25 protein-coding genes and 1 riboswitch are annotated in these 21,507 nt (G+C 44.3%); of the genes, 11 read left to right on the top strand and 14 right to left on the bottom strand.

Features of this window, described 5'->3' with window-relative positions:
* From ACWGOO_RS12895 to ACWGOO_RS12880, 4 genes are all read left to right on the top strand, one after another.
* Entirely contained in the window at nt 1-1,728 is a 1,728-nt protein-coding gene (locus ACWGOO_RS12895; RefSeq protein WP_452483932.1) for an adenine deaminase C-terminal domain-containing protein, read from the top strand.
* Nucleotides 1,729-2,172: 444 nt separating this feature from the next.
* Nucleotides 2,173-2,652 (top strand): Dps family protein, encoded by a 480-nt coding sequence (locus ACWGOO_RS12890; protein ID WP_452483930.1) that lies wholly within the window; start codon nt 2,173-2,175, stop codon nt 2,650-2,652.
* A gap of 152 nt (nt 2,653-2,804) precedes the next feature.
* Complete coding sequence (locus ACWGOO_RS12885; RefSeq protein ID WP_452483928.1) at nt 2,805-3,929, top strand: nitric oxide synthase oxygenase; 1,125 nt, start codon at nt 2,805-2,807, stop codon at nt 3,927-3,929.
* Nucleotides 3,930-3,931: 2 nt separating this feature from the next.
* Nucleotides 3,932-4,153 carry a hypothetical protein gene (locus tag ACWGOO_RS12880; protein WP_452483926.1) on the top strand — a complete coding sequence of 74 codons (222 nt, stop codon included), beginning with the start codon at nt 3,932-3,934 and terminating at the stop codon, nt 4,151-4,153.
* On the opposite strand, the gene ACWGOO_RS12875 is transcribed toward ACWGOO_RS12880, so the two are convergent.
* The 9 genes from ACWGOO_RS12875 to ACWGOO_RS12835 form a co-directional block, all read right to left on the bottom strand.
* Nucleotides 4,127-4,564, bottom strand: coding sequence for an AbrB/MazE/SpoVT family DNA-binding domain-containing protein (locus tag ACWGOO_RS12875; protein ID WP_452483924.1), 438 nt, complete (start codon nt 4,562-4,564; stop codon nt 4,127-4,129). The two genes, ACWGOO_RS12880 and ACWGOO_RS12875, sit on opposite strands and share 27 nt — an antisense overlap.
* A 191-nt stretch (nt 4,565-4,755) precedes the next feature.
* Nucleotides 4,756-5,475: a 3-ketoacyl-ACP reductase gene (locus ACWGOO_RS12870; RefSeq protein ID WP_452483922.1), complete on the bottom strand. Its 720-nt coding sequence runs from the start codon at nt 5,473-5,475 to the stop codon at nt 4,756-4,758.
* 162 nt (nt 5,476-5,637) lie between these two features.
* Complete coding sequence (locus tag ACWGOO_RS12865) at nt 5,638-6,486, bottom strand: DUF4097 family beta strand repeat-containing protein (RefSeq protein WP_452483921.1); 849 nt, start codon at nt 6,484-6,486, stop codon at nt 5,638-5,640.
* Between the two features lies 1 nt (nt 6,487).
* Nucleotides 6,488-7,045 carry a DUF1700 domain-containing protein gene (locus ACWGOO_RS12860; protein WP_452483919.1) on the bottom strand — a complete coding sequence of 186 codons (558 nt, stop codon included), beginning with the start codon at nt 7,043-7,045 and terminating at the stop codon, nt 6,488-6,490.
* Nucleotides 7,038-7,367 carry a PadR family transcriptional regulator gene (locus ACWGOO_RS12855; RefSeq protein ID WP_452483917.1) on the bottom strand — a complete coding sequence of 110 codons (330 nt, stop codon included), beginning with the start codon at nt 7,365-7,367 and terminating at the stop codon, nt 7,038-7,040. The genes ACWGOO_RS12860 and ACWGOO_RS12855 overlap by 8 nt, the downstream gene beginning before the upstream one ends.
* Before the next feature lie 214 nt (nt 7,368-7,581).
* Nucleotides 7,582-7,758 carry a hypothetical protein gene (locus ACWGOO_RS12850; RefSeq protein WP_452484027.1) on the bottom strand — a complete coding sequence of 59 codons (177 nt, stop codon included), beginning with the start codon at nt 7,756-7,758 and terminating at the stop codon, nt 7,582-7,584.
* Between the two features lie 56 nt (nt 7,759-7,814).
* A riboswitch (cobalamin riboswitch) is annotated at nt 7,815-8,013 on the bottom strand.
* Nucleotides 8,014-8,116: 103 nt separating this feature from the next.
* On the bottom strand, nt 8,117-8,614 hold the full coding sequence (gene nrdG, locus ACWGOO_RS12845; protein ID WP_452483915.1) for an anaerobic ribonucleoside-triphosphate reductase activating protein: 498 nt from the start codon (nt 8,612-8,614) through the stop codon (nt 8,117-8,119).
* Nucleotides 8,611-10,560 (bottom strand): anaerobic ribonucleoside triphosphate reductase, encoded by a 1,950-nt coding sequence (locus ACWGOO_RS12840; RefSeq protein ID WP_452483914.1) that lies wholly within the window; start codon nt 10,558-10,560, stop codon nt 8,611-8,613. Before ACWGOO_RS12840 ends, nrdG begins: the two co-directional genes overlap by 4 nt.
* Before the next feature lie 293 nt (nt 10,561-10,853).
* Nucleotides 10,854-11,324: an AbrB/MazE/SpoVT family DNA-binding domain-containing protein gene (locus tag ACWGOO_RS12835; protein ID WP_452483912.1), complete on the bottom strand. Its 471-nt coding sequence runs from the start codon at nt 11,322-11,324 to the stop codon at nt 10,854-10,856.
* 520 nt (nt 11,325-11,844) lie between these two features.
* Here ACWGOO_RS12835 and ACWGOO_RS12830 point away from each other — a divergent pair.
* The 4 genes from ACWGOO_RS12830 (at nt 11,845) to ACWGOO_RS12815 (ending at nt 14,592) form a co-directional block, all read left to right on the top strand.
* Entirely contained in the window at nt 11,845-12,156 is a 312-nt protein-coding gene (locus tag ACWGOO_RS12830) for a hypothetical protein (RefSeq protein WP_452483910.1), read from the top strand.
* 451 nt (nt 12,157-12,607) lie between these two features.
* Nucleotides 12,608-12,856 carry a hypothetical protein gene (locus ACWGOO_RS12825; protein WP_452483908.1) on the top strand — a complete coding sequence of 83 codons (249 nt, stop codon included), beginning with the start codon at nt 12,608-12,610 and terminating at the stop codon, nt 12,854-12,856.
* 134 nt (nt 12,857-12,990) lie between these two features.
* A complete protein-coding gene (locus ACWGOO_RS12820) occupies nt 12,991-13,422 on the top strand; it encodes a hypothetical protein (RefSeq protein ID WP_452483906.1) in 432 nt (143 codons plus the stop codon).
* Nucleotides 13,423-13,524: 102 nt separating this feature from the next.
* Nucleotides 13,525-14,592 (top strand): hypothetical protein, encoded by a 1,068-nt coding sequence (locus ACWGOO_RS12815; protein WP_452483904.1) that lies wholly within the window; start codon nt 13,525-13,527, stop codon nt 14,590-14,592.
* Nucleotides 14,593-14,726: 134 nt separating this feature from the next.
* On the opposite strand, the gene ACWGOO_RS12810 is transcribed toward ACWGOO_RS12815, so the two are convergent.
* Entirely contained in the window at nt 14,727-14,882 is a 156-nt protein-coding gene (locus ACWGOO_RS12810; RefSeq protein WP_452483902.1) for a hypothetical protein, read from the bottom strand.
* A gap of 280 nt (nt 14,883-15,162) precedes the next feature.
* Here ACWGOO_RS12810 and ACWGOO_RS12805 point away from each other — a divergent pair, with 280 nt between their 5' ends.
* Both ACWGOO_RS12805 and ACWGOO_RS12800 read left to right on the top strand, forming a co-directional pair.
* A complete protein-coding gene (locus ACWGOO_RS12805; RefSeq protein ID WP_452484021.1) occupies nt 15,163-16,506 on the top strand; it encodes a transcriptional regulator in 1,344 nt (447 codons plus the stop codon).
* Nucleotides 16,507-16,734: 228 nt separating this feature from the next.
* Nucleotides 16,735-16,914 carry an aspartyl-phosphate phosphatase Spo0E family protein gene (locus ACWGOO_RS12800; protein ID WP_452483900.1) on the top strand — a complete coding sequence of 60 codons (180 nt, stop codon included), beginning with the start codon at nt 16,735-16,737 and terminating at the stop codon, nt 16,912-16,914.
* A gap of 93 nt (nt 16,915-17,007) precedes the next feature.
* Here ACWGOO_RS12800 and ACWGOO_RS12795 read toward each other — a convergent pair whose 3' ends face one another.
* The 3 genes from ACWGOO_RS12795 to ACWGOO_RS12785 form a co-directional block, all read right to left on the bottom strand.
* Complete coding sequence (locus ACWGOO_RS12795) at nt 17,008-17,409, bottom strand: AbrB/MazE/SpoVT family DNA-binding domain-containing protein (protein WP_452483899.1); 402 nt, start codon at nt 17,407-17,409, stop codon at nt 17,008-17,010.
* A gap of 324 nt (nt 17,410-17,733) precedes the next feature.
* The gene (locus tag ACWGOO_RS12790; protein WP_452483897.1) at nt 17,734-18,708 is read right to left on the bottom strand and encodes an alpha/beta hydrolase; all 975 of its coding nucleotides are present in this window, start codon (nt 18,706-18,708) and stop codon (nt 17,734-17,736) included.
* Nucleotides 18,705-19,334: a TetR/AcrR family transcriptional regulator gene (locus tag ACWGOO_RS12785; protein WP_452483895.1), complete on the bottom strand. Its 630-nt coding sequence runs from the start codon at nt 19,332-19,334 to the stop codon at nt 18,705-18,707. Before ACWGOO_RS12785 ends, ACWGOO_RS12790 begins: the two co-directional genes overlap by 4 nt.
* A gap of 370 nt (nt 19,335-19,704) precedes the next feature.
* Between ACWGOO_RS12785 and ACWGOO_RS12780 the strand changes: the two genes are divergently transcribed.
* Nucleotides 19,705-20,202, top strand: a complete 498-nt coding sequence (locus tag ACWGOO_RS12780; protein WP_452483893.1) for an Rrf2 family transcriptional regulator — start codon at nt 19,705-19,707, stop codon at nt 20,200-20,202.
* A gap of 117 nt (nt 20,203-20,319) precedes the next feature.
* Here ACWGOO_RS12780 and ACWGOO_RS12775 read toward each other — a convergent pair whose 3' ends face one another.
* Nucleotides 20,320-21,411: a diguanylate cyclase gene (locus ACWGOO_RS12775; RefSeq protein WP_452483891.1), complete on the bottom strand. Its 1,092-nt coding sequence runs from the start codon at nt 21,409-21,411 to the stop codon at nt 20,320-20,322.
* Nucleotides 21,412-21,507: the final 96 nt, after the last annotated feature.

The raw sequence follows: 21,507 nt of genomic DNA, 5'->3' as shown, positions 1-21,507 counted from the left end.
ATGCGTGCAGACAAAATGATTTTACAAGTTAAGGTGTATAACAGCTATTACAAGACGTTCGAGGAAGGCAATGTTGCTATACTTGACGGCAAGTTTATGTATATCGGTCAGCGTGGCCTGGAGTCGTTTGAAGTGAATGAAATTGTGGAAGGGCGCGGGGGATATATGATTCCGGGCCTGATCGACATCCATCTGCATATTGAAAGCACAATGGTGACACCGGCAACCTTTTCCTATGGACTCATTCGCAACGGTGTGACGACGATTGTACCGGAACCGCACGAAATGGCGAATGTTTTTGGATTGGAAGGCATTCAGGAAATGATGGCGGCCAGCAAGGATTGCGTGGTTGATATGTTCTACGGTATTCCAAGCTCTGTCCCGGCTACGCCGCTCGAAACCTCAGGGGGCGAGATTAATATTCCTGAGATTGACGCACTGCTGCAAACCGGTGAGATGATCTGCCTGGGTGAAATTATGAACTATGTGGATGTGATTCGTGATCCGGAAAGCAAGACTAACCGCATTTTGCGCCATGTTCGTGAGCATTACCCGGACCTGATTATTGAAGGGCATACGCCGCAGTTGCTTGATCTGGACCTGCATCAGTTGATCTACGCGGGAATTGGCTCGGACCATACCCACCAAAGCATTGAAGGCATGAAGGCGCGGATGGCTGCGGGGATGTTCATCGAGATTCAGGAAAAATCCATGACCCCTGAAGTGATGGAGTATTTGATTCAGGAAGACGTGGCGCAGCATTTTTGTTTCATAACGGATGATGTGATGCCGGATTCCTTCGTAGAGCGTGGGCATCTGAACCATATTGTAAGCAAAGCAATCGGGATGGGCATGAAGCCTGAGGATGCCATTTATGCGGCTACGTATACGCCGGCTGCACGGATGCGTATGCATGACCGCGGGACGATTGCGCCGGGAAAAATAGCCGACTTTGTATTGTTGTCCGACCTGAGCCATTTTGAAATAGAACAGGTGTGCAAGGATGGGCAAAAGGTATTCGATAAATTTGAGGGATATTATCAAGAGTCGTTAAGCTGCCGTTTTCCACCTCATTTTTACCAAAGTGTAAAGCTGAAGCCGCTCACAGAGCAGGATTTCACCGTAGAGCTGGATGTAGCAGAGGGTACGCATCATTGCCGTATTATGATGGTGAAGGACGGATCGACATTTACGAGCGAACGAATTGCACCTGAGCAAGTGTCGAAGGGTGAGTTGATGTGGGAACAGAGTGAACACGGACTCATCGCTACTTTTGAACGGTATGGTAAGAACGGTAACCGGGCCTACGGTTTGATTGGGGGAGACACCATTAAGCGCGGGGCGGTAGCAACCACGTATTCGCACGATAACCATAACTTGCTGGTCGTGGGACATAACAAGCAGGATATGATGTTGGCGGCTAATACGGTCCTTTCCAGTCAAGGCGGATTTTGCGTAGTTGAAAATGGCAAAGTGCTGTCCCATCTGCCGTTAACCGTAGGTGGGATTTTAACAGAAGGACCGCTGGAAATGGTAGCGGCCCACGTGAAGGAGCTGCGTTCTGCCTTGCTGTCGCTCGGCTATCGCCATTACAATCCGATCATGTCGCTGAGCACTCATTCTTTACCAGTCAGCCCGGCTTTGAAAATTACGGATCACGGCCTGATTGATGTAAACGCAGGCAAGGTTGTACCCTTGATTGTGGACCCTTCGGAGATAAAAGAATAATAGTAGAGCCAACCCTCTTGCAGGTCGGCTCTTTTTTGTAGTGGTTAGGGTTAGGGTTGAAGTGATTTTATTTCAGCTTCTAATTATGTAGATACGGCTGTGAACAAGGTAGTGATACTGACGACGCTTTAGCAGACAAAACTAACATATTCTATACTCGTATGGATGTAACCTATGTATAACGCATGGGCAACGGATTTGATTGCATTTCGACGGGAATTGCATCGTTACAGACTCCATTTTTCATGATTAAGCCCTAATAAGCTCTTGCAAATAACTAATCTAGTGTTATAATTAAAACAGGATTTAGATTAAGTCTAAATTAATTACTGAGTATTGATTAGGATTACGCATGGGATTTACAGGTTAATCAAACACGAATGTCAGCGGGAATTCAGGCTTACTCCAACTATACTATTGATGAACATGAGAGGGGAATTACACATGAGTACATTAAATCACACGGACGTCCAACCTACACAAGAGGCTGTTCAAGAATTGCATAAGGCTTTGAACCGTCAAGTAGCTACCTGGTCGGTGCTGTACACGAAGCTGCATTATTTCCACTGGTACGTAAAAGGACCTCATTTCTTCACTCTGCATGCTAAATTTGAGGAGCTTTATAATGAAGCGACAGCTAATTTAGACACCATTGCTGAACGTTTGCTGGCTATTGGCGGCCGTCCGGCTGCTACCTTGAAGGAGCATTTGCAACTGTCAGCCATTCAGGAGTCCGCAGGTGAGCAGGCAGCCGACGCTATGGTAAAATCCGTGATTGCGGATTTCAAAACCATCACTACTGAGCTGGCTAACGGCATGGAAGCAGCGGATGCGGCACACGACAAAGCGACAGAGGATCTTCTTAATGGTCTGAGAGAAGCAGTGGATAAACATATCTGGATGCTCAGCGCATATTTGGGATAAGCTTTTTTGGGGGGGATTCCCACCGATATGAAGATCCTGTAAACAAGCACACATCCCGTTGGCTCCAAGACCGCCACTGGAGTATAATGACGGATAGGCGTGGAAGACAACTTGCTCATAAGTATTGAGGGCTGCCGGGATGGGGTGTACGTATGGAAGTGAAGCAACAGCTTTTGTGTGAAGCGGAGCAGTTTATATATACATGTTATGAGGAGCTGGGCCGAAGCCGCGATGAAGCGGAGGCCCGGCTTCTTGATATTCGCCATGACATAGATACTACGGGAACGTATGATCATACCTATGATGAGTTGGAGCATGGGGCACAGATGGCTTGGCGTAACAGCAATCGTTGTATTGGTCGTTTGTTTTGGGACAAGCTTCTGATCAGGGATGCCCGCGACGCTTCAAGTACAGCGGAAGTAGTCCATGAGCTGTTAGAGCATATACGTATAGGAACAAATGGCGGTAAAATAAAGCCAACGCTTACCGTGTTTCGCTCGTCCAAGCCGGGGCAACCGGATATTCGCATTTGGAATCATCAATTGATTCGGTATGCCGGATATGAGACCGCTGATGGAGTGATCGGGGACCCGATCTCGGTGGAATTTACAAATGCGTGCCGCTATATGGGCTGGCAAGGAGCCATGACTCCTTTTGATGTATTGCCGCTGATTGTGGAAGCAGGTGGACAGCCTCCTGAGCTGTTTGATATTCCCGAACATTTGGTGCAGGAGATACCTATAGAACACCCGGAAGTTCCGGGGTTGGCTTCGTTGGATTTGCGTTGGTATGCCGTGCCTATGATTTCGGATATGACGCTGGAGATTGGCGGCATCATCTACACAGCAGCTCCTTTTAACGGCTGGTATATGGGGACAGAGATTGGAGCGCGTAATTTTGCGGATACCTTCCGTTATAACATGCTGCCGCAGGTAGCTGAGCTGATGGGACTGAATACCTCAAGCGAAACGACGTTATGGCGTGATCGGGCGCTGGTGGAGTTAAACAGTGCGGTGCTGTATTCTTTTAAAAAAGCGGGAGTCAGCATTGTCGATCACCATACGGCAGCTGCACAATTCCGGCTGTTTGAGGAACGAGAAGCCCAGGCCGGGCGTGCGCTCACAGGTGATTGGACATGGCTGATCCCACCGTTATCTCCGGCGACAACGCATATTTTTCACAGTTCCTACGATAATCGGCTTGTAAAGCCCAATTTCGGAGTTCAAGTGAAGCCGTATATGCAGAAGAAGCCCCAAGGCTGCCCTTTTCATTCTTGATCATGGAAAGCTTTAAGTATCAGAACGGTCAAGTTGGAAAAATTGAGGCAGCGTTTATTTCTGCCGTTATTGGCGAGTCCTTGTTGGCCTATCGGGTCCCGGTTATGAAGCAGTCTGAAATGCATGAGGATTATGATCCGAGAGCCGACAGGCTCTTTTTTTGTGCGGCGAGATCAAACGCGGGTAATTGGAACGCTTCAAAGCAGAAGTTTTTTAAGCTGTGACACGCGTCCCTGAGACAATTCGAGCATCTCAGCCAATTCTTTTTGTGAAACATTAGGGTGCTCTTCCATGAGCAGTTTTAGTTTATACAGGAGTTCAGTCTGATTTCTGTAATTCCTTCTTTTCTTGGGCTGAGCAGAACGTGTTTCGCCTAAATGACTGGAGGGATTATCGCTCTTTAGTTTCTCAATGCAATCGTTGCATATCAGATGATCTCTGAAGTAGCTCAGGTTATCTACAGTACCGCAAAAATAACAAGATACCCCTGTGTATTTACGGATCATCAGGCCCTCTGGCGTAATAAAAAAATCAAGGGCATCTCCAATATTGATATTCATAGAATTGCGTAGCTCCTTGGGGAGCACGATGCGGCCCAGATGGTCTAATGGTCGTGTCATTCCTGTATTTTTCATTATTCATTTCCCCTTTCATAAATGCGCTTATCGGTGCAAAAATCGTAGGTTATGTATGTTGTAAAGTACTAAGCGCTTATATTGCAGTTTGAATTGTATTAGCTATGAACAAAAAAGAAGCTCCGGTATGACGAACCATGACGTCTGCCGGAGCGTGGTACAGCCCAATGAATCTAAGGTGTAGAGTCAAATTATTGTGGGTTGGTTGTCCAAATACCGGCTATTTTTAATTGAACTCGCGAAGGCAGCTTCAATGCCGCCAATGTCAGATCGGCCATATCTTGTGGCTGAAGCATGCGGTCCTCGTCGCCAATCGACAGACCTGCATTTGCCGCCAGTTCCGTATTGACTGTGCTTGGAGTCAGCGCGGTGACGCGAATGTTGGATTTGCGAACCTCCTGCATCAGCGCCTCCGTGAAGCCCATCAAAGCAAACTTGGAGGCGCAATACGCCGAACCTGTCGCAAAGCCTCGTTCCCCTGCTGTGGAGGATACATTAATAATGTTGCCGCTCTGCTGAGCAAGCATGTTCGGAAGAACCGCGTGTGTGACATAATAGGTTCCCAGCAAATTCACGCGGATCATGCGTTCCCACTCTTCGGGGTCCATGTCTGCGACTGTGCCGAACGTAGCAATTCCTGCATTGTTGATCAAAATATCGACAGCGCCCAGCTCATGCTCTAGCGAGGCTACAGCCGCAGCGGCCTGTGCGCGATCGGATATATCCGCGACAGCGCTAACCACCTTCACGCCGTATGTACTTCCCAGCGAATCTTGCAGCTTTTGCAGGTCAGGTAGTGTGCGCGAGATGAGTCCCAGGTTGACGCCTTCCTTGGCCAAGGCCTCAGCAATGGCTTTACCGATGCCTTTGGTGGCGCCTGTAATAATGGCTGTTTTATTTTTAAGTTCCATCCAGTCTCCTCCTTATGGCTACATGTCATAGTTGCGCATTTAGGCGCATGGTTATATTATACTGATTTAATTTCCCTGAACCAAATTTCAACTCCAACCAGATTACTTATTTGGCTTTGCTGCGATCTGGAATGGAAGGCCTCTGACAAAGGCCATGACGGCCTATTTGGAAATAGCAATATCGCCTGAAGTCGTTTCGACCTTCATAACGTTCACACTGCCGGGAACGGATTCGGGAGTATCTATACTTCCTGAGTCGGAGCGGACATTATAAATACCTTTAAAATCAGGAGCCTGCTTAATCCTCACATCACCGGAGTGTGAATCGACTTTCAAGTTGGCTGCGGTACGTTGTGTGATATTCGTACTACCGGAGGTCAGGGAAACTTGACCATTGCCGCTATAATCGCGAATTTTGGCATTCCCTGAAGTGAGGTGCAATTCCATATCTGCTGTAACCTGACTAGCCGTAAAATTGCCGGATGTTAACTTGGCGACCAAGCGGGTACTTTGTAGGTTTGAAATCTCAGCATTACCTGAAGTGGCTGTGATGCTTGTGTTCTGAATGGAGGCATCCTGTAGTTTTACAGTCCCCGAATATACATTTGCCTGTAATCCTTTTAGGGTTTCACCAGCGGGCATTTCTACTGTGATCGTTTGTTTCAACTCAGGAGAGATCAAGAATGCCAGGGAAAGGGATGGCTCGGATTGAATGGAAAGCTTACCGTTCTCAATGCGGGCATTGTGAATCTGGTCGGCTACTTGCGTCTGAACTTCTCCACTCATGCGTATCGTGCCCTGCTCTCCGGAACCGGGAGTAAACACAATAGAGACATCATCGGAGCTATTCACATTAAGATCCTGTAGCTGTCCACGTGTGAACGTCCATTTTTTATCAATAGCTGTTATTTCCCGCACCGCTTGTTGATTCCATGGAGCACCGTAGGCTACCATCCCGGCCACACCGATGATAATGCATAGACCCGCTGCAATAAACCATTTTTTATTCATGTTACTCGTTAGCTCCCCTCAGGATAGTCTGGTTCCATTTCCAGTATCGAACCGCACCTCTGACCAGAAGATTCAGAAGGTAGCGTACTCCAGGCAGCAGGAATAGGCCAATCCCGGTCAACGTGACGGCAAAAAAGAATTTAGCGGGATAAAAGTTGCCGTTCAGCGCATAATCTGCGACAGCGAGAAGGGGGGCCGCTATGAAGCTGACCGCTGCTGCGGCCAACGAAATCCATACCACCCACAAAGAGGCTAAGACAGGAATGGAGATTAGCAAATTAAGAAACAGCAGCCCCAAGAAAGTAAATAAATTGCGTGCGAAGTTTCTCTGGCGAGGCGGAGGAGTGGAAGTATCCCAGGTTGCGTTGGGATTATCCAGCGCTTCACGAGCGATATCCTTGGGGTTGCCTAGTTCACTGGCAATTTCGACCTCACTTTTTCCATTCACCAACCCATAGTCAAAATGCTGACTTAAATCACCAAGCAGCTCATTACGTTCCTCTGCGGGGAGAGGGGAGAGACGTTGCTCCACCTCTGTAAGAAACTGTTTTTTATTCATCGGGATTTCCTTCCTCCAGTAGGCTTGCGACATGGTGGACAAATTCATTCCATTCCCGTGTAAGTACTCTCGTGTAATTGCTGCCTGCATCAGTCAGTCGATAATATTTACGCGGGGGTCCCTCGGTCGATTCCTGTAAATAAGTTGTACAGTATCCCTCTGATACCAGACGGCGAAGCAGCGGATACAAAGCTCCTTCGGCTACTTCGATATGACGGGAGACGGCCTGAGCCAGTTCGTAGCCGTAACGGTCCCTGCGCCCAATTAAAACAAGAACGCACAGTTCCAGCACCCCTTTCTTGAATTGGATGTTCACATTCACGAGCGGTGCTCCCTTCCTGGATGTTATCATTGCTTCATAGGTGTCGTTTGGAGTATGAGGGAGAAATGTGTGCTTGATCATAAATTAGTTCAGGTACTAATCATAAATCAGTAGTCAGGTATAATTTAACATCATGTACTGATTAATGCAAGGTATTTAAAATTTAAAAATAAGTCTATGAGCTCATTTTAGGAGTTTTCTTTTGCTTTTGGAGTCAATGAGATAGCGAATGCTGTTGAAGAGAGAATCCGGATGAATACGCGCCATGCGTGGAGCAGTCGGAACAGCTGTTGTCCAAATCCTTACGGTCATAGCCTTTGGACAAGGCAACGAACGAGTAAGGACCGATAATAACAGGTTTACCTTCAATGCCCAGTTCCCGCCAATACATGGATATCACAGGTTACTGCTGATCAAGCCGGGCAACTCAGGCAATTCGGTAATGACATGTACTTTTCATCCTAGGCTGGTAGCCCGTTTGTTTTTGCGTACAAAAAAAAGACGATCCTTCCCGGTATGTGGACCAGTGGGTGTATCAACAACTGAAAATTTCCCGTTTACAGTGGCGGGACCGCGCCGGACTTGCACCGGCTTCCCTTTTGAGCCTGAACTGAATAGAACAGACACCTATCTCCAAGCTATGCGATTATGGTGTGGCGAATAATTATGCACTCGTATACTTGTTCACCACATAAGTGAAACTTGCAGGATCCGCAATAGAAACTCCGTTGGAGCCTATAATGAATCTGTTAGGCTAATGCAACTATAGATCCTGCCTGAATGCTGGCCTTCACATCCACCAGTCGTTGATTGCGGCTGCCCCGGAAGGGAAGGGTCAGATCCTTTTGCTGTTCTACAAAAGGGCCGTCCACAATCACATCGCACAGTAGCGCCAGCTCCCGCCGGGCCTGATCCGTAAGCAGCTCCTCATAGACAAAGCCCGTATAGGCCCACACGGTTCGGTCAGGGCAGGTTGCGCGGAAGTCGCGCACAAACTGCGAGCATTCCGCTGCCGAGAAAAAGGGGTCTCCACCGCAAAGGGTTAACCCGTCCAGCAGTGGATTATCTGCGATGTCACGGATAACCTCCTGCTGCCGTTCAGATGTGAACGGTTCGCCTGCGCGGAAGCTCCATGACGCCGGGTTGAAGCAGCCGGGACAGGCATGGCGGCAACCGCTAATGAACACAACGGTACGCAGGCCATGCCCTTCGTTCAGAGATTCTGGAATGTAGCCGCACAAATTCACCGATGCTTCACCCGGTCACGTACCTCCGCCTGTTTGGCGGCGTTGAAGCGAATGGTATAATCACCTGTCAAATATCCGGTTACCCGGCGCAAGCGCTGAAAATGCGTATGTTCCTCATCTGTGCCGCATTGGGGACAGCTCGTCCCGATAATGCCCTCGTAGCCGCATTCTGTGCAGCGGTCTACCGGATGATTGATGGAGAAGTACCCAATGTTCTGGTGGAGTGCGTATTGTACAATTTTAAGAAACGCCTCCGGGTTGTTCCGCGCATTCCCATCCAGCTCGATGTATGAAATCGCACCAGCGTTGCACAAATTATGAAATGGGGCTTCGAGGCTGATTTTGCGAGCAGCCGGAAGCGTATAGTACACAGGAATATGAAAAGAATTCGTGTAATACTCACGATCATTCACACCGGGAATGACTCCGAAATCACGCTGATCCAGCAATGTGAATTTGCCGGATAGACCCTCGGCAGGCGTAGCGAACAGCGTAATATTAAGGTTATGCAATTCACTCATCTGGTCGCAATAGACACGCATGGAAGCTATGATTCGTTGTGCCTCGCGGTATACAGCGTCATCCTCCCCGTGGTGTTTGCCGTACAGTGCCTTCATGCACTCAGCTAACCCAATGAATCCGATGGAAAGCGTACCGTGCTTTAGTATGCTCCCCACCTTTTCATCCGGCTCCAGCTTTTCTCCGCCTTCCCATACTCCTTCGCGCATCATAAAGTCTGAGGCTTTAGCCGGCTGGCTGGTCTGTATCTGGTAGCGATGGATCAGTCCGTCCACGGCAATGTGCATAACCTCTTTCAATCTGGTACCAAAGCCATCCCGGTCAGGTGTTTTGCGCTTGCCTGTGCAAATGCCGTACTCAATGCCAAGACGCACCAGATTAATGGTATTGAATGAGAGGTTGCCCTTGCCACTCTGGCGGTTTCTTCCGAAACGGTCAGCAAGAGTGCGGGTACGGCAGCCCATCGTCGCAATAATGGTATCCGGATCATCTGCGCGGTAATAGGGCAGGTTGAAGGTAGCATCCACATTGACAAAATTGGGATACATACGTTTGCTGGAGCATTCTACTGCCCGCAGGAACAAGTCATAGTTAATATCGCCTTCGGCCTGATTGATCCCTTTTTTGCATTGGAAAATATGCTGTGGAAAAATAGGAGTTTCCCCGCTGCCCAAGCCACGAATAGTGGCCTCCAGCAACGATTGCGTAACAAGCCGCCCCTCAGCAGATGTACACATGCCGTAATTCAGTGATGTGAACGGAATTTGCCCGCCTGCCCGACTGCTCATAGTGTTCAGGTTATGAATAAGTGATTCGGCGGCCTGCCGGGTTTCCGTCTCCGTTTCTTCGCGTGCGAATGCATATGAACGTGGGCAGGCCTCCTGTAATCGGCTGCTGGCTATATGTAATTCTTCATCAGGCAGGGCGGGTTCTATTTCTTCTCCGAACAGACGGAGTCCCTTGCGCAGATGCTTGCGGAAGGACCGGGCCACGAAAGGAGCAAGGTCCCAGTCTATTTTATTGGCAGAGACACCTCCGAACTGGCTGTTTTGCTGAGACTGAAATATGATAGCCACCAGTGCCATAGCAGACATAATAGTTTGTGGTGTGCGCACAGATCCGTTGCCTGTATTAAAACCATCGTGCAACAAGCGACCAAAAGGAATAAAAATACAGTTCGTAGTCCCGAGCGCATATTGGTCCAAATCGTGAACATACACATATCCGTGGTCGATAGCGTCTGTCAGTTCAGATGGAAGCACACGCAGGCGTGCATACCACTTGGCGTACTCAGAGCCAAGCTTGCTCATTTTGCCACTGAACGATTCTCCATTCAAATTCGCATTCTCCCTCAGCATGTCCAAGTCTTGTGCCCCAATGACCCGCTCGCCGATGTTGTATAATTGATGTTCCTCCAGCACCTTCATTGCGAAACCCTCCATATAGTAAAATATATATCATTCTCCAAAAACAATATATTGACGATATCGTGTACTAATCAATTGTTTCAGTCTATATATTGTATATATGGATAGAGAGAGAGTATGTGATTATTGTCACGTTAACAGAGAGGGATAGCATAAAAAACCAGATGAGAAATCAGGAACACATCGACGAATACGTTCCTGACTTTACATCTGGCGATCAAATGTTTGACGGAAAATAGCATGATGGCAGGCTCATTAGAGCTGATTGTATTTGGGATATATTGCTGGATAGTTTACAGCAGCTTTTTCAGCTGGGACACCCGGCCTTGTGAGATATCGAGCATTTCCGCATATACCTTTTGCGGCAGGTTGGGATGTTCCTGAATCAGCTTTCGGAGCCTTTTTACCATTTCTCCTTGCTGCACTCTGGATGGTTTAGGCTGCCAGGTTGTATGGCTACGAACCGGCTTGGTATGTTCCTGAGCCTGGATGGCTATGGTGCTGGTAGGATGTACATTTTCCTCTGTCTTTAATACCTGAATGCAATCGGCGCAAATAAAGCTATCACGAAAATAAGTTAAATGATCAATTGCGCCGCAAAATTTGCAGGATACACCTGTATATTTCTTTAATACAAATCCTTCTTCATTCACGAAAAATTCGAGCGAATCACCAATATTGATATCCATCGTGGTGCGCATTTCCTTGGGAAGCACGATTCGCCCCAATTGGTCCAGAGGTCGTGTCATTCCGGTATTTTTCATAATTTCATCCTCCTTCAATTATTTATCCTGATTATACCAAAAAATATTATTTTTTGCTTTGTTTATTGAAGAAAATATTTTTTATGATTTTGGCATAATTTTGTTCGGCCCTCATACGTATGCTTGAATATAATTAGTAAAATATGGTCCCCATGTCTGGCTCCCGTACTATTGCGACAAAAGGCCGCCGTTTGACCTTCACACGTATTGCCGGGGGCAGAAGACGTTTGTAATATCAGCCTTTTGCATCTCGATTCCCAACGCTTAAAAGTACAATATATAGACAAGCTAGACCGTTTTGATCTATATATTGCTGATCTGAAACCTGCTACAATAATATAAATTAATAAAGCAGTGCTGGATTAAAGATGTCACACGGCTGGGGATGGCTGCGTAACCCACACAAGGCGACTTACAATAAGGTGTACAATCGGTCAACGTTTGATATATTTAAAGTACTTGGTCAATTGTTCAAGTAGAGGAATTAAGTTATGGACACCAAGGGAAACATGGAATCGAAATGGGAAGAGATCACTGCAACAAAAAAATGAGCGAGAAGCCCTCTTCAAAAATTTCGAAGATAATAAAGATCGAATTGCTGAAATGCATTTTGAGGTTGAGATTAGCAATTGCAATATATGTTTTTAAAGCGCGAACAACTCGTGGGGTTGAAAAAACTGCAATTGATCCAGATAGCGTGATGGAAATTGAAAATATAAACGAAACTGTGTGGCGCTTGTTAAAAAACGACTCATTGAATACGGTTATGGAGAACGCCTCAAACGAGAAGGACTCAGTTAACAAAGGAGATTTGGATATTTCGATAGTGTAGATTTATGATAGCGTACTACGGGACAGTGAATAAACACAAGCAATCCCCGCCGACCAATTAGAGGTTAGCGGGGATTTTTGCTTACGCTGACCCAATTGTTTCCTGGGGTTGAATAACCTTATGACTATTCGGCACAGGCATAGCTAAGGTAAAAAAAGCTAGTTGCGACGATCAGAAGAACCATTTTCCTTAACATTGTTTATCCACACCCTCTCAATGAAATCGAAAAACTCTGTTTTGATTTCAGTAACTGCATGCACTTGAAAGTGAGCAAATAATCCTATACATTTTATAAATTATGCCTCATTTTTTAATCCAATTTTATCAACTTTTTTTGTCCACCCACTGAACTATTAAATATATTCATATATGCCATAAACAGGTTGACAATATTGATAGACTCATTTATTCTATTTATGGATTTACAAATTTTTCAAGGAAGCGTTTTGTTATGAAAGTAAAATTTCTACCACAAGCTCTTCTAGCTGCAACGTTACTCATCTCTTTGGGGGTCGTCAGTCCAGCAATCTCTCATGCTGAGAAAGGAGAGAAAATCCCTGACCAAATGTTAGCGGGTACCATCATCCAATATGATGAAAACAATAACATGGTTGTATTGGAAAAAGGAACTCCGGTACCTGAACAGCAAAAATCTAAAACTGCTATTGCTCACTTACCGCTGAACAACAGGTTGAGCTAGAAAAAGAAAAACAACAGGATAAAGAGATCGAAGAAGCAACCAAATCACTGCCGGTATATCATATTGATAACCCTGACCCTCAGCCTGGTTTAAAAGTAATTTATGATGGCGAAGGTTTTATCAAAGATATTATCATGCCTGATCAAAAGGAAAATGCGATTACTACTAATAATGTTTCACTTCAAGCATTACCACGCGGTGCACGCAAATCACCTGGGACTTATACATATGGAGATCATGATAATCAAATTAAAATTCGCGGAACATCTGATGGCTATGTTCGAGGCACAGGGAGAGGAACAAACTTCACAGACACGTATGGGGAAAATTCCAATAGACTCGAAAAAGGTGACTGTGCAACAAAAGGGGCAATTGATAATCCTGAATTCGGAACAAGAATTCGGGTAAGGAACTATGATAATGATACAGTCCATGTATTTAGAAAGGCCGATAATGGGAGTCTTCCAGATGCAGTCATTGATATTTGGAAAACGGGTGTAGAGGATCTAGGTTTAGAATGGCATTCGTACGTCTCATTTTCAGCAAGATATTCCTATGATTTTTAATATCTTTATACTAAAAAAGGATGGGATCTCGTGTTCTATCCTTTTCTCTTTGTTATCATCTTCAGTTTGATTCATCACTTATCTCAGAAAGGATGCTTCGTTTTGAGAACAAGCAGCTACAAATTCTTTAGATTCTTTATACTTTCCCTGCTCGTGCCAGCCTTATTGTCATCCTGCTCTCCCTCTTCTACCCCACCAGCAGAATCATCTGTACCCATAAATGAAAAAGTAGCGTCGGCCGGGAAAGGCCAGTATCTATCCATGACTTATACAGAGTATGTGAATGGGAAAAACACAGATCAAGGCATGGTTATGCGAGTTATGACGTACGACTTAAGCAGTAAAAAATTGACCAAACTGGCCGATGTTCCTTATACCTCTCAATACCCGCTTTCTGTAGTGTCCTTGCCTGATCACAAAATTTATTACTCTGCCGATGTTGATGACAAGGGAGACCAATTATTTTCGTACGACTTGAATACCAAAAAAACCGAACAGCTTTCCGATAATTTGTTTGCCATTAATCGTATCGTACCAACTACTCCAGATGGCCCACTCGTTCTGGTTGCGGTCAAAAAAGGAGAGCGGACACTTAAAACTATTTTCTACAATAAATCAACGCGTATCATGAAATTTATGCATGATGAAAACCAAGATGAAAACACTTGGTCTGTAGCATATAATCCAGCAAAAAAAGCAATTTACAATACACAGTATTCAGAGAAGGAAGAGCGTAAAGAATTCGACATTGCCTCAAAAAAAAATACTAATTCAAGACCTCCAGACTACAAGGTAACAGAAATCAATTGCATCACCAAGCAAGAGCGTTCTATCATCACACTGAAAAAAGAGGGAATATCTTCAATGTCCAGCGGTAATGATAAGCTGCTCCTTGTAACTACCAATTTAACTAATTTCGGCAATATTGAGTATAGTCTGGTTGATATTGCAACAGGTAAACGTACCCCAATAAAGTTGCCTATTTTATCCCGCCAATTTATCTATATGTCTCCGGACGGCAAGGGAGTTTATTATTTAGGCAGCACCTCTCTGAAAAATCAGGAAGAAGGACGCGGTGTATACTATTACGATTTCACATCGAAAATCCAAACCCCCATTTTCATACAAGAAGAGGGTTTTATCAATAACTTCATGCTGCTGAACAAGTAATCGTTCTGATTAGCGCCGTGCCAAAAAGCTGGAAAGAAGCAAGCTAACGCTATCTTTCTGGCTTTCTTTAGCTGATTCCAATCACTAACCTTCTGCGGAACCTCTCCTACAGTCGCACCTTTGAGTACTCCCCTCTAGGCTACGGAGCAATAGCCTTTCCACTGCTCTAAGGCGGCTTGAGTCCAATACCGCAGGAGTTGAAACACCGTGAATTTGCGGGCTGTATCTTCATAGCTTTGCTCCTCAGCTCCGGCTTTCACTTTGGATTCATTAAGGATAGTGGGTAGCAAGTTCTGAAATAAGAGGGCCGCCTCCTTTTGGAATGGTTGGGTGGTACTTTCCATTACCCGAAAAGGCGGTTCTTTTTTTCTATTTTTGGTTAATCAACTGGCCTGATAAAACATTGAATCCTATACAAAAACATTCCAAAAGATGGTATGATTATTCCAGAAATGGTATTCTACCATTTGATTGTGCTAGACCCTGTTTAAATTGATATCCTAAAAAGTTACCTTATAAAGGGGTGGTTAAATTTTGACAACCACGATACTCGCAGAGATATTTAAGTACATGGGCACAAATGGTGTAAACATTAGCAATCTAGCCAGGCTGGTAAAAATGAATCCCGGTACGGTCAGTAGTCTCATTAATGGTAATCGGAAGTTTTCAGTCTTTCATTTGGATCAAATGACGGAATTGATGGGACACCCTGTTGGTTACTACTACGAACGGTATATCCCTGAATATCTAGCCGACTCTACTCCGAATTGGCGCAGAATGAGTCCATTTTTGGAAAGTTGTGCAAAGTTGAATAAATTGGATTGTATTCAGCGAGTTGTGAATATGTTATTAGATAAGTTAGGCTATGCTACTCCATTATTTGAACTGGCTGAACAATTTTTTGAAGAAGGATTGTATGAAGCGGCGGCTATACTTTATGAGAATGTGGCGCTCACTGAGAATAAGCAATACTCCGAACGTTTGGCTGTGTGCCAGTACCGCCTGTTTCAGAGCAGGCAAGGGGATGACCAGGAAAAAAATTATGAAGCTGCTGTCCAGTTTGAGACTTACGTTGATCGTCTTGATGTAATTGTCCAACTAGATGCGTTAAAGGATTTAGTGAACACATATCGCAAATTGCGCAAGTGGGACAAAGTAAACAAATTTGCTTCTGTTTTGGGAGACAGAGCTGAAATTCAATACAAGCTAGATCGCCAGCAACATAAAGAAGAGAAAGAAAATCCACATAATCTGATTTACCCTCCATTTGCTTACTGGGCATTTTCACATTTACTTCAGGCTGAAGTCTGTGATGTTAATAAAGATTATAAGACAGCGCTCCAGCATATCCAAAAATATGCCGATTTAGGCTGGGTAGAAGAAAGCGATGAAACGACACTAAAATGGAAAAATCAATTTAAAGAGTGGGCAAGTGCTAATACCTATGTGAATAGGCTTATGTCAGGCGACGTAAGCGTACTCCCTGATTATGTTGCTTATTTCTCTTCGAAAAAAGATGAAATCCTTCCCGCATTAGATAACATAATTGATGCAGCTAACCAATACAATATAAATGTAGATGATATACTTATCCAGTTTGAACCAGAGATATTATCACTTCTGGAGGAGCAAAAAGGTGGCGGCGTTTACGATCAACAATTTATCACAGAACGATTTACTCATTTCACGAAACAGTTGGCTGTTTACTTTTTACGGAAAGAGATGTATTCAAAGGGCTTTACGTTTTTGTTAAAATGTTTGGAAAAATCCACTACAATTAATAATAATTCATATATACTAGAACATGTGAGGCTATTTGAGTCTTTTAAAGAGAATGCATCATCTGAGACAAAAGAAGCCAGGTGGACGGACATGAAGAGTAAATTGGCTTTGACCTTATTGATGTATTATTGACAGTAATTACTATCTCTTTCCCATATCAGGGAAATGGGAATAATTACGAACCAACAGGACAACATGGAGGATTTTGATCATTCTTGGATTGAAAAATATTTCATTCCAGGACCTGCTTATAAGAGCAGGTCTTTTTTTGATCGGCATAAAAAATATAACAAACTATTATTTTTTGTAATTTTATACATACTTCTCTAAACTGAAAAACATGAAAAGGAGGGATATATTATGATAAGGGACGACATTTTGCGTCAAAAGCTTGAGAAGGCTCGACAAAAGATGTATGCCTTGCAAGCAAAACACGGATTCGATCACGCCAGTGTACTCAAACAATCTATGATCCTGGACGAACTCATCAATGATTATCACCACACTTTTTATAGACGAGGAAAAAATCCGATTGCTTAAATGCAAACAAATGGGCGAGAAACTTTTGGAGGGGGCACTCGTCCCCTTAGTGTAACCTGTAGTTATTTAATTTAGGATGATCATTTATTCGCCTTATTTTTTTAGATGGGATACATAGGTTGGCGATGTCTCTAGCATAAGGGCATAAGTCTTTAAGGTAGCACCCGGATACTGTTTCATTAGGTCTAATAGCTGATTGATTATTTGCGCTTCAGATACTTCTTTAGAAGGTAACTGATCGTCTGGAATAGGATTACCTTTTAGATCATTTGCACAGTAGATGCATATCAAAGAATCTTTAAAATGCATCAGGTGCTTTTTTTGCTCGCAAAGGGTACATGATTCGCTATGTAACCGGCGCATCACAATAGCTTCTTTGGTTGTGGTAAACTCCACTTTGGCATAATTGTTTAGACCTAAGTGATTTCTTATTTCAATCGGTATGGCGATCCTGCCCAGGCCATCTAAATTTCTTACCATTCCCGAATTTTTCATTGAATACACCCTCCATCTTATATAATCCTTATATTATAAAATAAAACAATATATGATTATAATTGTAAAAATAATAGAATGGAAAGGGCGAATATGGGTATTACTTATATTAAGTGATAGAATTAGAGCCATAAAGCATGAATATAACGGATTACATCTCTAAAACCTAAACTAAGCATACAGACCGTGCTATGTATTTCCATTTAAAACGCAAATAAAAGCCTGTAGTGGTTTTCTACACTACAGGCTAAAAATGCTTGATATTATTGGTATTTTTACTTCGTCAGGACAAGCTCCTCACTAGTTGGCTCTCTTGGATTAGATTTATTTTCCTACATACTTATCCAAAAAGCGATCTACTCTTTTGAAATATTCAGTGGGGTAATGGTTGATGGCATCGATATGCTCCGTATTTTGCGGGTACCATACTTCTGCATTGGGGTCATCTTTTAAGGACTCGTAAATAACTTCTGTATTTTTATAACTAATTTGCTGATCTCCAGTACCATGAATGAGCATGACTGGCTTGTCTTTCATCTTTTTTACCGCATCCATAGGAGATATGGAATCAAGATCAACCTTAAAGGCCCAATTTGCCATCCATGTCGATGTATAACTGAATGGAAACGCAGGTAAACCTGAAAAGAAGGGCAAACCCTCTCTCAGAAATAGACCAGCATTACGAAAAGGACTATCCGCAATTACGGCTTTGATGTCATTACTTTCACTTGCGGCTAGCAAAGAAGTAACAGCACCCATTGAAAAGCCGATAACTCCAATGTTATCACCCGTATGGCCTCTGGATTTTAAATAGCTTACAGCTCCTAGCAAATCGTATTTTTCATTGAGGCCCAGTGTAATCAAACCACCATCGGATTTACCTTGCGAGCTGAGGTCAAATGCCAATACATTGTAGCCTTTCGGAACGAAATGCTCTACTAACTTTTTGGTCCGCCCTTTGACTAAACGATTGCTCGTATATCCATGGACGACAATAATCGTCTTATTACTTGTTTTACCATAAAGACCGTTCGCAGGAAAGAAGGAACCTCTAATCGTATTATCATTTTTCAAACTCTTGAACTCGACCTCTTCGTAGGGAGTTTTATCGATATTCAATTCGTAGCTGACATTAGTGTCTCTAGGATGGTGCAACAAGGTGTCTATTACTTTATAAGATATAAAAAATACAAGAGCTATCACAAGCAAAAGCACGATCCCTAGGCTCCATAAAATTTTCTTCCGTTTTTTTACACGAACGTTAAATGTCAGATCGGGTTGTAATGAGGTTTGACTCATTCAGACTCCTCCAGTTTTTCTTTAGGTTGTATGGGTGCGAACAAATAAAAGGCATGCCCCTTCAAATTTTCCCACTCGGGATGATGAATAATACTTTCTTCAAGAGTTAAGGCCACTCCATTAAAGAAAGAGATATAGGCACGAGAGATCATTGCTGGAGAAAAGCTTTTGTTGAATTCTCCCATTAACTGTCCCTTGGCATAGACGCATTCGATCGCATCTGTCATTACCTTTGTACTTTCAAGGACCTTTTGTGTAAGTTCAGGGAATCTTATTCGTTGTCCTAAGACAGATTGAACAAGCCGCAATTCATTTGTATATAAGTAGATATGGTTGAATTGCTCTGCCACCATGTTCTTAATCAATACGCCCGGCGTCCCCTCTTGTTGTAGACAAGCAAGCGATTTCGCCTGAATATCAGCAAGCGGCCCAAGGACAGCGGCGTAGTATAAAGCTTCTTTGCTAGGGAAATATTGAAAAATGGTTCCAGGAGTCACTCCCACACTCTGCGCAATGATAGCCGTTGTGGTATTAGAATATCCACTTTCTGCGAACAGGACAACAGCTTCTTCTAGGATACGTTTACGCCGCTCCAGTCTTTTTTCTTCATTAATGGGTCTTGCCAAATGTATTCTCCTCTCTTTAAGCTAAACTTTCATTAATTAAATGATCGGTTATTTAATTAAAATATATCTTAAATTACGACTTATAGCAAGAGTGAATTTATCTTACTTCTGATAGTTGATTATGCCGAAAATATCCATCCTTCATTTGGTGAAGCAGAAGAAATCTACTTTCACGATACGACTTACATATGCATTGCGGCGTTCAACGGTGTTCAAGATGATTTGCATATCATTACGGATACCTGTTGCCTCAGGAGGGATATTGAGCATATTGATTAGATCATTGGTGGATAGGTCAGGCTTGAACTTGCTTCTTACTTCACGTACAATGCATTCAACGAAGTTTCTACACTTAGGGGTGTCATTTCATTTGAATAGTGAGAAAAGACTACGCACTGCAACGCCCAAATGGCTTGGAGTCGCGGTCAAGGCGCTTGTCTATTTGGAGAAGCATGGAGAGCTCTGTGCCAGTGGTTCCATTGCCCGCTCCATTGACTGCGAAGTAACCTTGGTGCGCAGGGTGCTGACGCGACTTGTACAGGCAGATTTAATTGCGGCACGCGAAGGCCGTGAGGGGGGCTATGTGCTTACCCGCTCGGCAGATCATATTACACTCGCTGATTTATACCACGCCATTGAAATATGCGATCCGATTTTTCCCGGCATGATGCACGAGCCGCAAAGCAGCCCCTTTTGCGAGGATGTGGCGACAGCAGTTTTCGAAATTGTAGCCGAGAGCGAACGCCGGATGCTGGAAGTATGGAAATCCCATACCCTGGCTTCGCTTGCCAAACGTACCAAGCTGGTGGTGGGCGGCAGCAGCCATAGTGAAGGCAAGGATGCCAAGGCTTCTTCCAAAGGGGATTAGCACATTTTTTAAAAACGGATAATAGCCGATACAGCTCTTCCGAGAGAGGGTTGTATCGGCTATTTCTGTAGGGTGCTCATATTGTGCGAAGTCGTAAATGAAAAGAATGCCCCGGCTTTATACCTCATAGGAGCAGACCCGATTGCGCCCTGCATTTTTAGCTTCGTATAGTGCTTTATCCGCCTGCTCCAGCAGAGCCGCCCCGGACATATCCTCCCCGGTATCGGGAAAGGTCGTTACGCCGATAGACACCGTGACTTTGATTACAAGCCCGTCCAACAAAACGAACTCGTACTGTTCTACCCCGCCAAGGAGCTGATTCGCTATGCGCAACGCTTGCCGGAGCGCACAATTTGGCAGAAGTATGGTGAATTCCTCCCCACCGCTGCGGGTTACCACATCAGAGGAGCGACATTTTTCTATCAAAATCTGACCTAGCTGACGCAGCACCGCATCCCCGGCCGCATGACCATAGGTATCGTTCACTTTCTTAAAATGATCAATATCCAGTACAAGTACAGATAGATGCTCATGGCGTTGACGAGCTTGGAGAAGCTTCTCTTCCAGTGAAAATTCAAGGTGTCTCCTGTTGCCCAGATTCGTGAGATGGTCTGTAAAGGAGGTATGCTCCAGACGAAGTAACAGCTCATTGGACGTGTTGATGGATTCGGCAATGAGATACAGGAGACATCCGCCGACCATGGAAATGAAGAACTGAAGCGGATAAACGCGCAGAACATCATAGATATCGCCCAAATTGATCAGTAGAGAGCAGAAGATTATCCCTAAGGCAAAAAGATTCATGGTTATAAGCTTGGGTAAACGTGACCAGGACAGACGTGACAGCAGAGCGCATCCCAGACCAATAAGTATCATGAAAAACGCGCTGACGATGGCTTGCGTAGTTACACCAAACAGCAATAATCTGCCCACGCATAAACAAAGGGTAGCTATGAGTGCTGCCGGACCGCCAATGTATGTTGCGGTAGCTACAACGGCCAGATGGCGAAGATCGGCAATGGTATTCAATCCGACTGGAATCGAGTAGTACATGATCACAATACCGTAGCTACCCAATAGAGCGCCACCGATCCAATGAGCCTTACGTTTTAAACTTTGGAGACGTATTTTATATCTTTGCGATATGAGACCAGTTATGTACAGAAAGGTGACAAGGATACAGGTATTTACAAAAAACGTACTAAACAAGATGCTAACCCTCCCAAGAGGCATATTACTTCATTTTATCAAAAAAAATGAAATTAAGCTTGAAAATGAAGAATTTTGTTGAAATTTAATACGTTT

Source organism: Paenibacillus sp. NPDC055715 (assembly GCF_053617595.1).
This window is presented reverse-complemented; position numbering and strand designations above follow the sequence as displayed.

Bases quoted from the DNA above. Each gene is read 5' to 3' on its own strand.
- ACWGOO_RS12875 (WP_452483924.1), bottom strand. From the start codon at position 4,564: ATGAAAAATACAGGAATGACACGACCATTAGACCATCTGGGCCGCATC.
- ACWGOO_RS12880 (WP_452483926.1), top strand. From the start codon at position 3,932: ATGGAAAGCTTTAAGTATCAGAACGGTCAAGTTGGAAAAATTGAGGCA.
- ACWGOO_RS12790 (WP_452483897.1), bottom strand. From the start codon at position 18,708: ATGAGTCAAACCTCATTACAACCCGATCTGACATTTAACGTTCGTGTA.
- ACWGOO_RS12835 (WP_452483912.1), bottom strand. From the start codon at position 11,324: ATGAAAAATACCGGAATGACACGACCTCTGGACCAATTGGGGCGAATC.
- ACWGOO_RS12825 (WP_452483908.1), top strand. From the start codon at position 12,608: ATGAAAGTAAAATTTCTACCACAAGCTCTTCTAGCTGCAACGTTACTC.
- ACWGOO_RS12830 (WP_452483910.1), top strand. From the start codon at position 11,845: ATGGGAAGAGATCACTGCAACAAAAAAATGAGCGAGAAGCCCTCTTCA.
- ACWGOO_RS12850 (WP_452484027.1), bottom strand. From the start codon at position 7,758: ATGTATTGGCGGGAACTGGGCATTGAAGGTAAACCTGTTATTATCGGT.
- ACWGOO_RS12805 (WP_452484021.1), top strand. From the start codon at position 15,163: ATGGGCACAAATGGTGTAAACATTAGCAATCTAGCCAGGCTGGTAAAA.
- ACWGOO_RS12820 (WP_452483906.1), top strand. From the start codon at position 12,991: ATGCCTGATCAAAAGGAAAATGCGATTACTACTAATAATGTTTCACTT.
- ACWGOO_RS12840 (WP_452483914.1), bottom strand. From the start codon at position 10,560: ATGAAGGTGCTGGAGGAACATCAATTATACAACATCGGCGAGCGGGTC.
- ACWGOO_RS12895 (WP_452483932.1), top strand. From the start codon at position 1: ATGCGTGCAGACAAAATGATTTTACAAGTTAAGGTGTATAACAGCTAT.
- ACWGOO_RS12795 (WP_452483899.1), bottom strand. From the start codon at position 17,409: ATGAAAAATTCGGGAATGGTAAGAAATTTAGATGGCCTGGGCAGGATC.
- ACWGOO_RS12870 (WP_452483922.1), bottom strand. From the start codon at position 5,475: ATGGAACTTAAAAATAAAACAGCCATTATTACAGGCGCCACCAAAGGC.
- ACWGOO_RS12860 (WP_452483919.1), bottom strand. From the start codon at position 7,045: ATGAATAAAAAACAGTTTCTTACAGAGGTGGAGCAACGTCTCTCCCCT.
- ACWGOO_RS12885 (WP_452483928.1), top strand. From the start codon at position 2,805: ATGGAAGTGAAGCAACAGCTTTTGTGTGAAGCGGAGCAGTTTATATAT.
- ACWGOO_RS12890 (WP_452483930.1), top strand. From the start codon at position 2,173: ATGAGTACATTAAATCACACGGACGTCCAACCTACACAAGAGGCTGTT.
- ACWGOO_RS12800 (WP_452483900.1), top strand. From the start codon at position 16,735: ATGATAAGGGACGACATTTTGCGTCAAAAGCTTGAGAAGGCTCGACAA.
- ACWGOO_RS12865 (WP_452483921.1), bottom strand. From the start codon at position 6,486: ATGAATAAAAAATGGTTTATTGCAGCGGGTCTATGCATTATCATCGGT.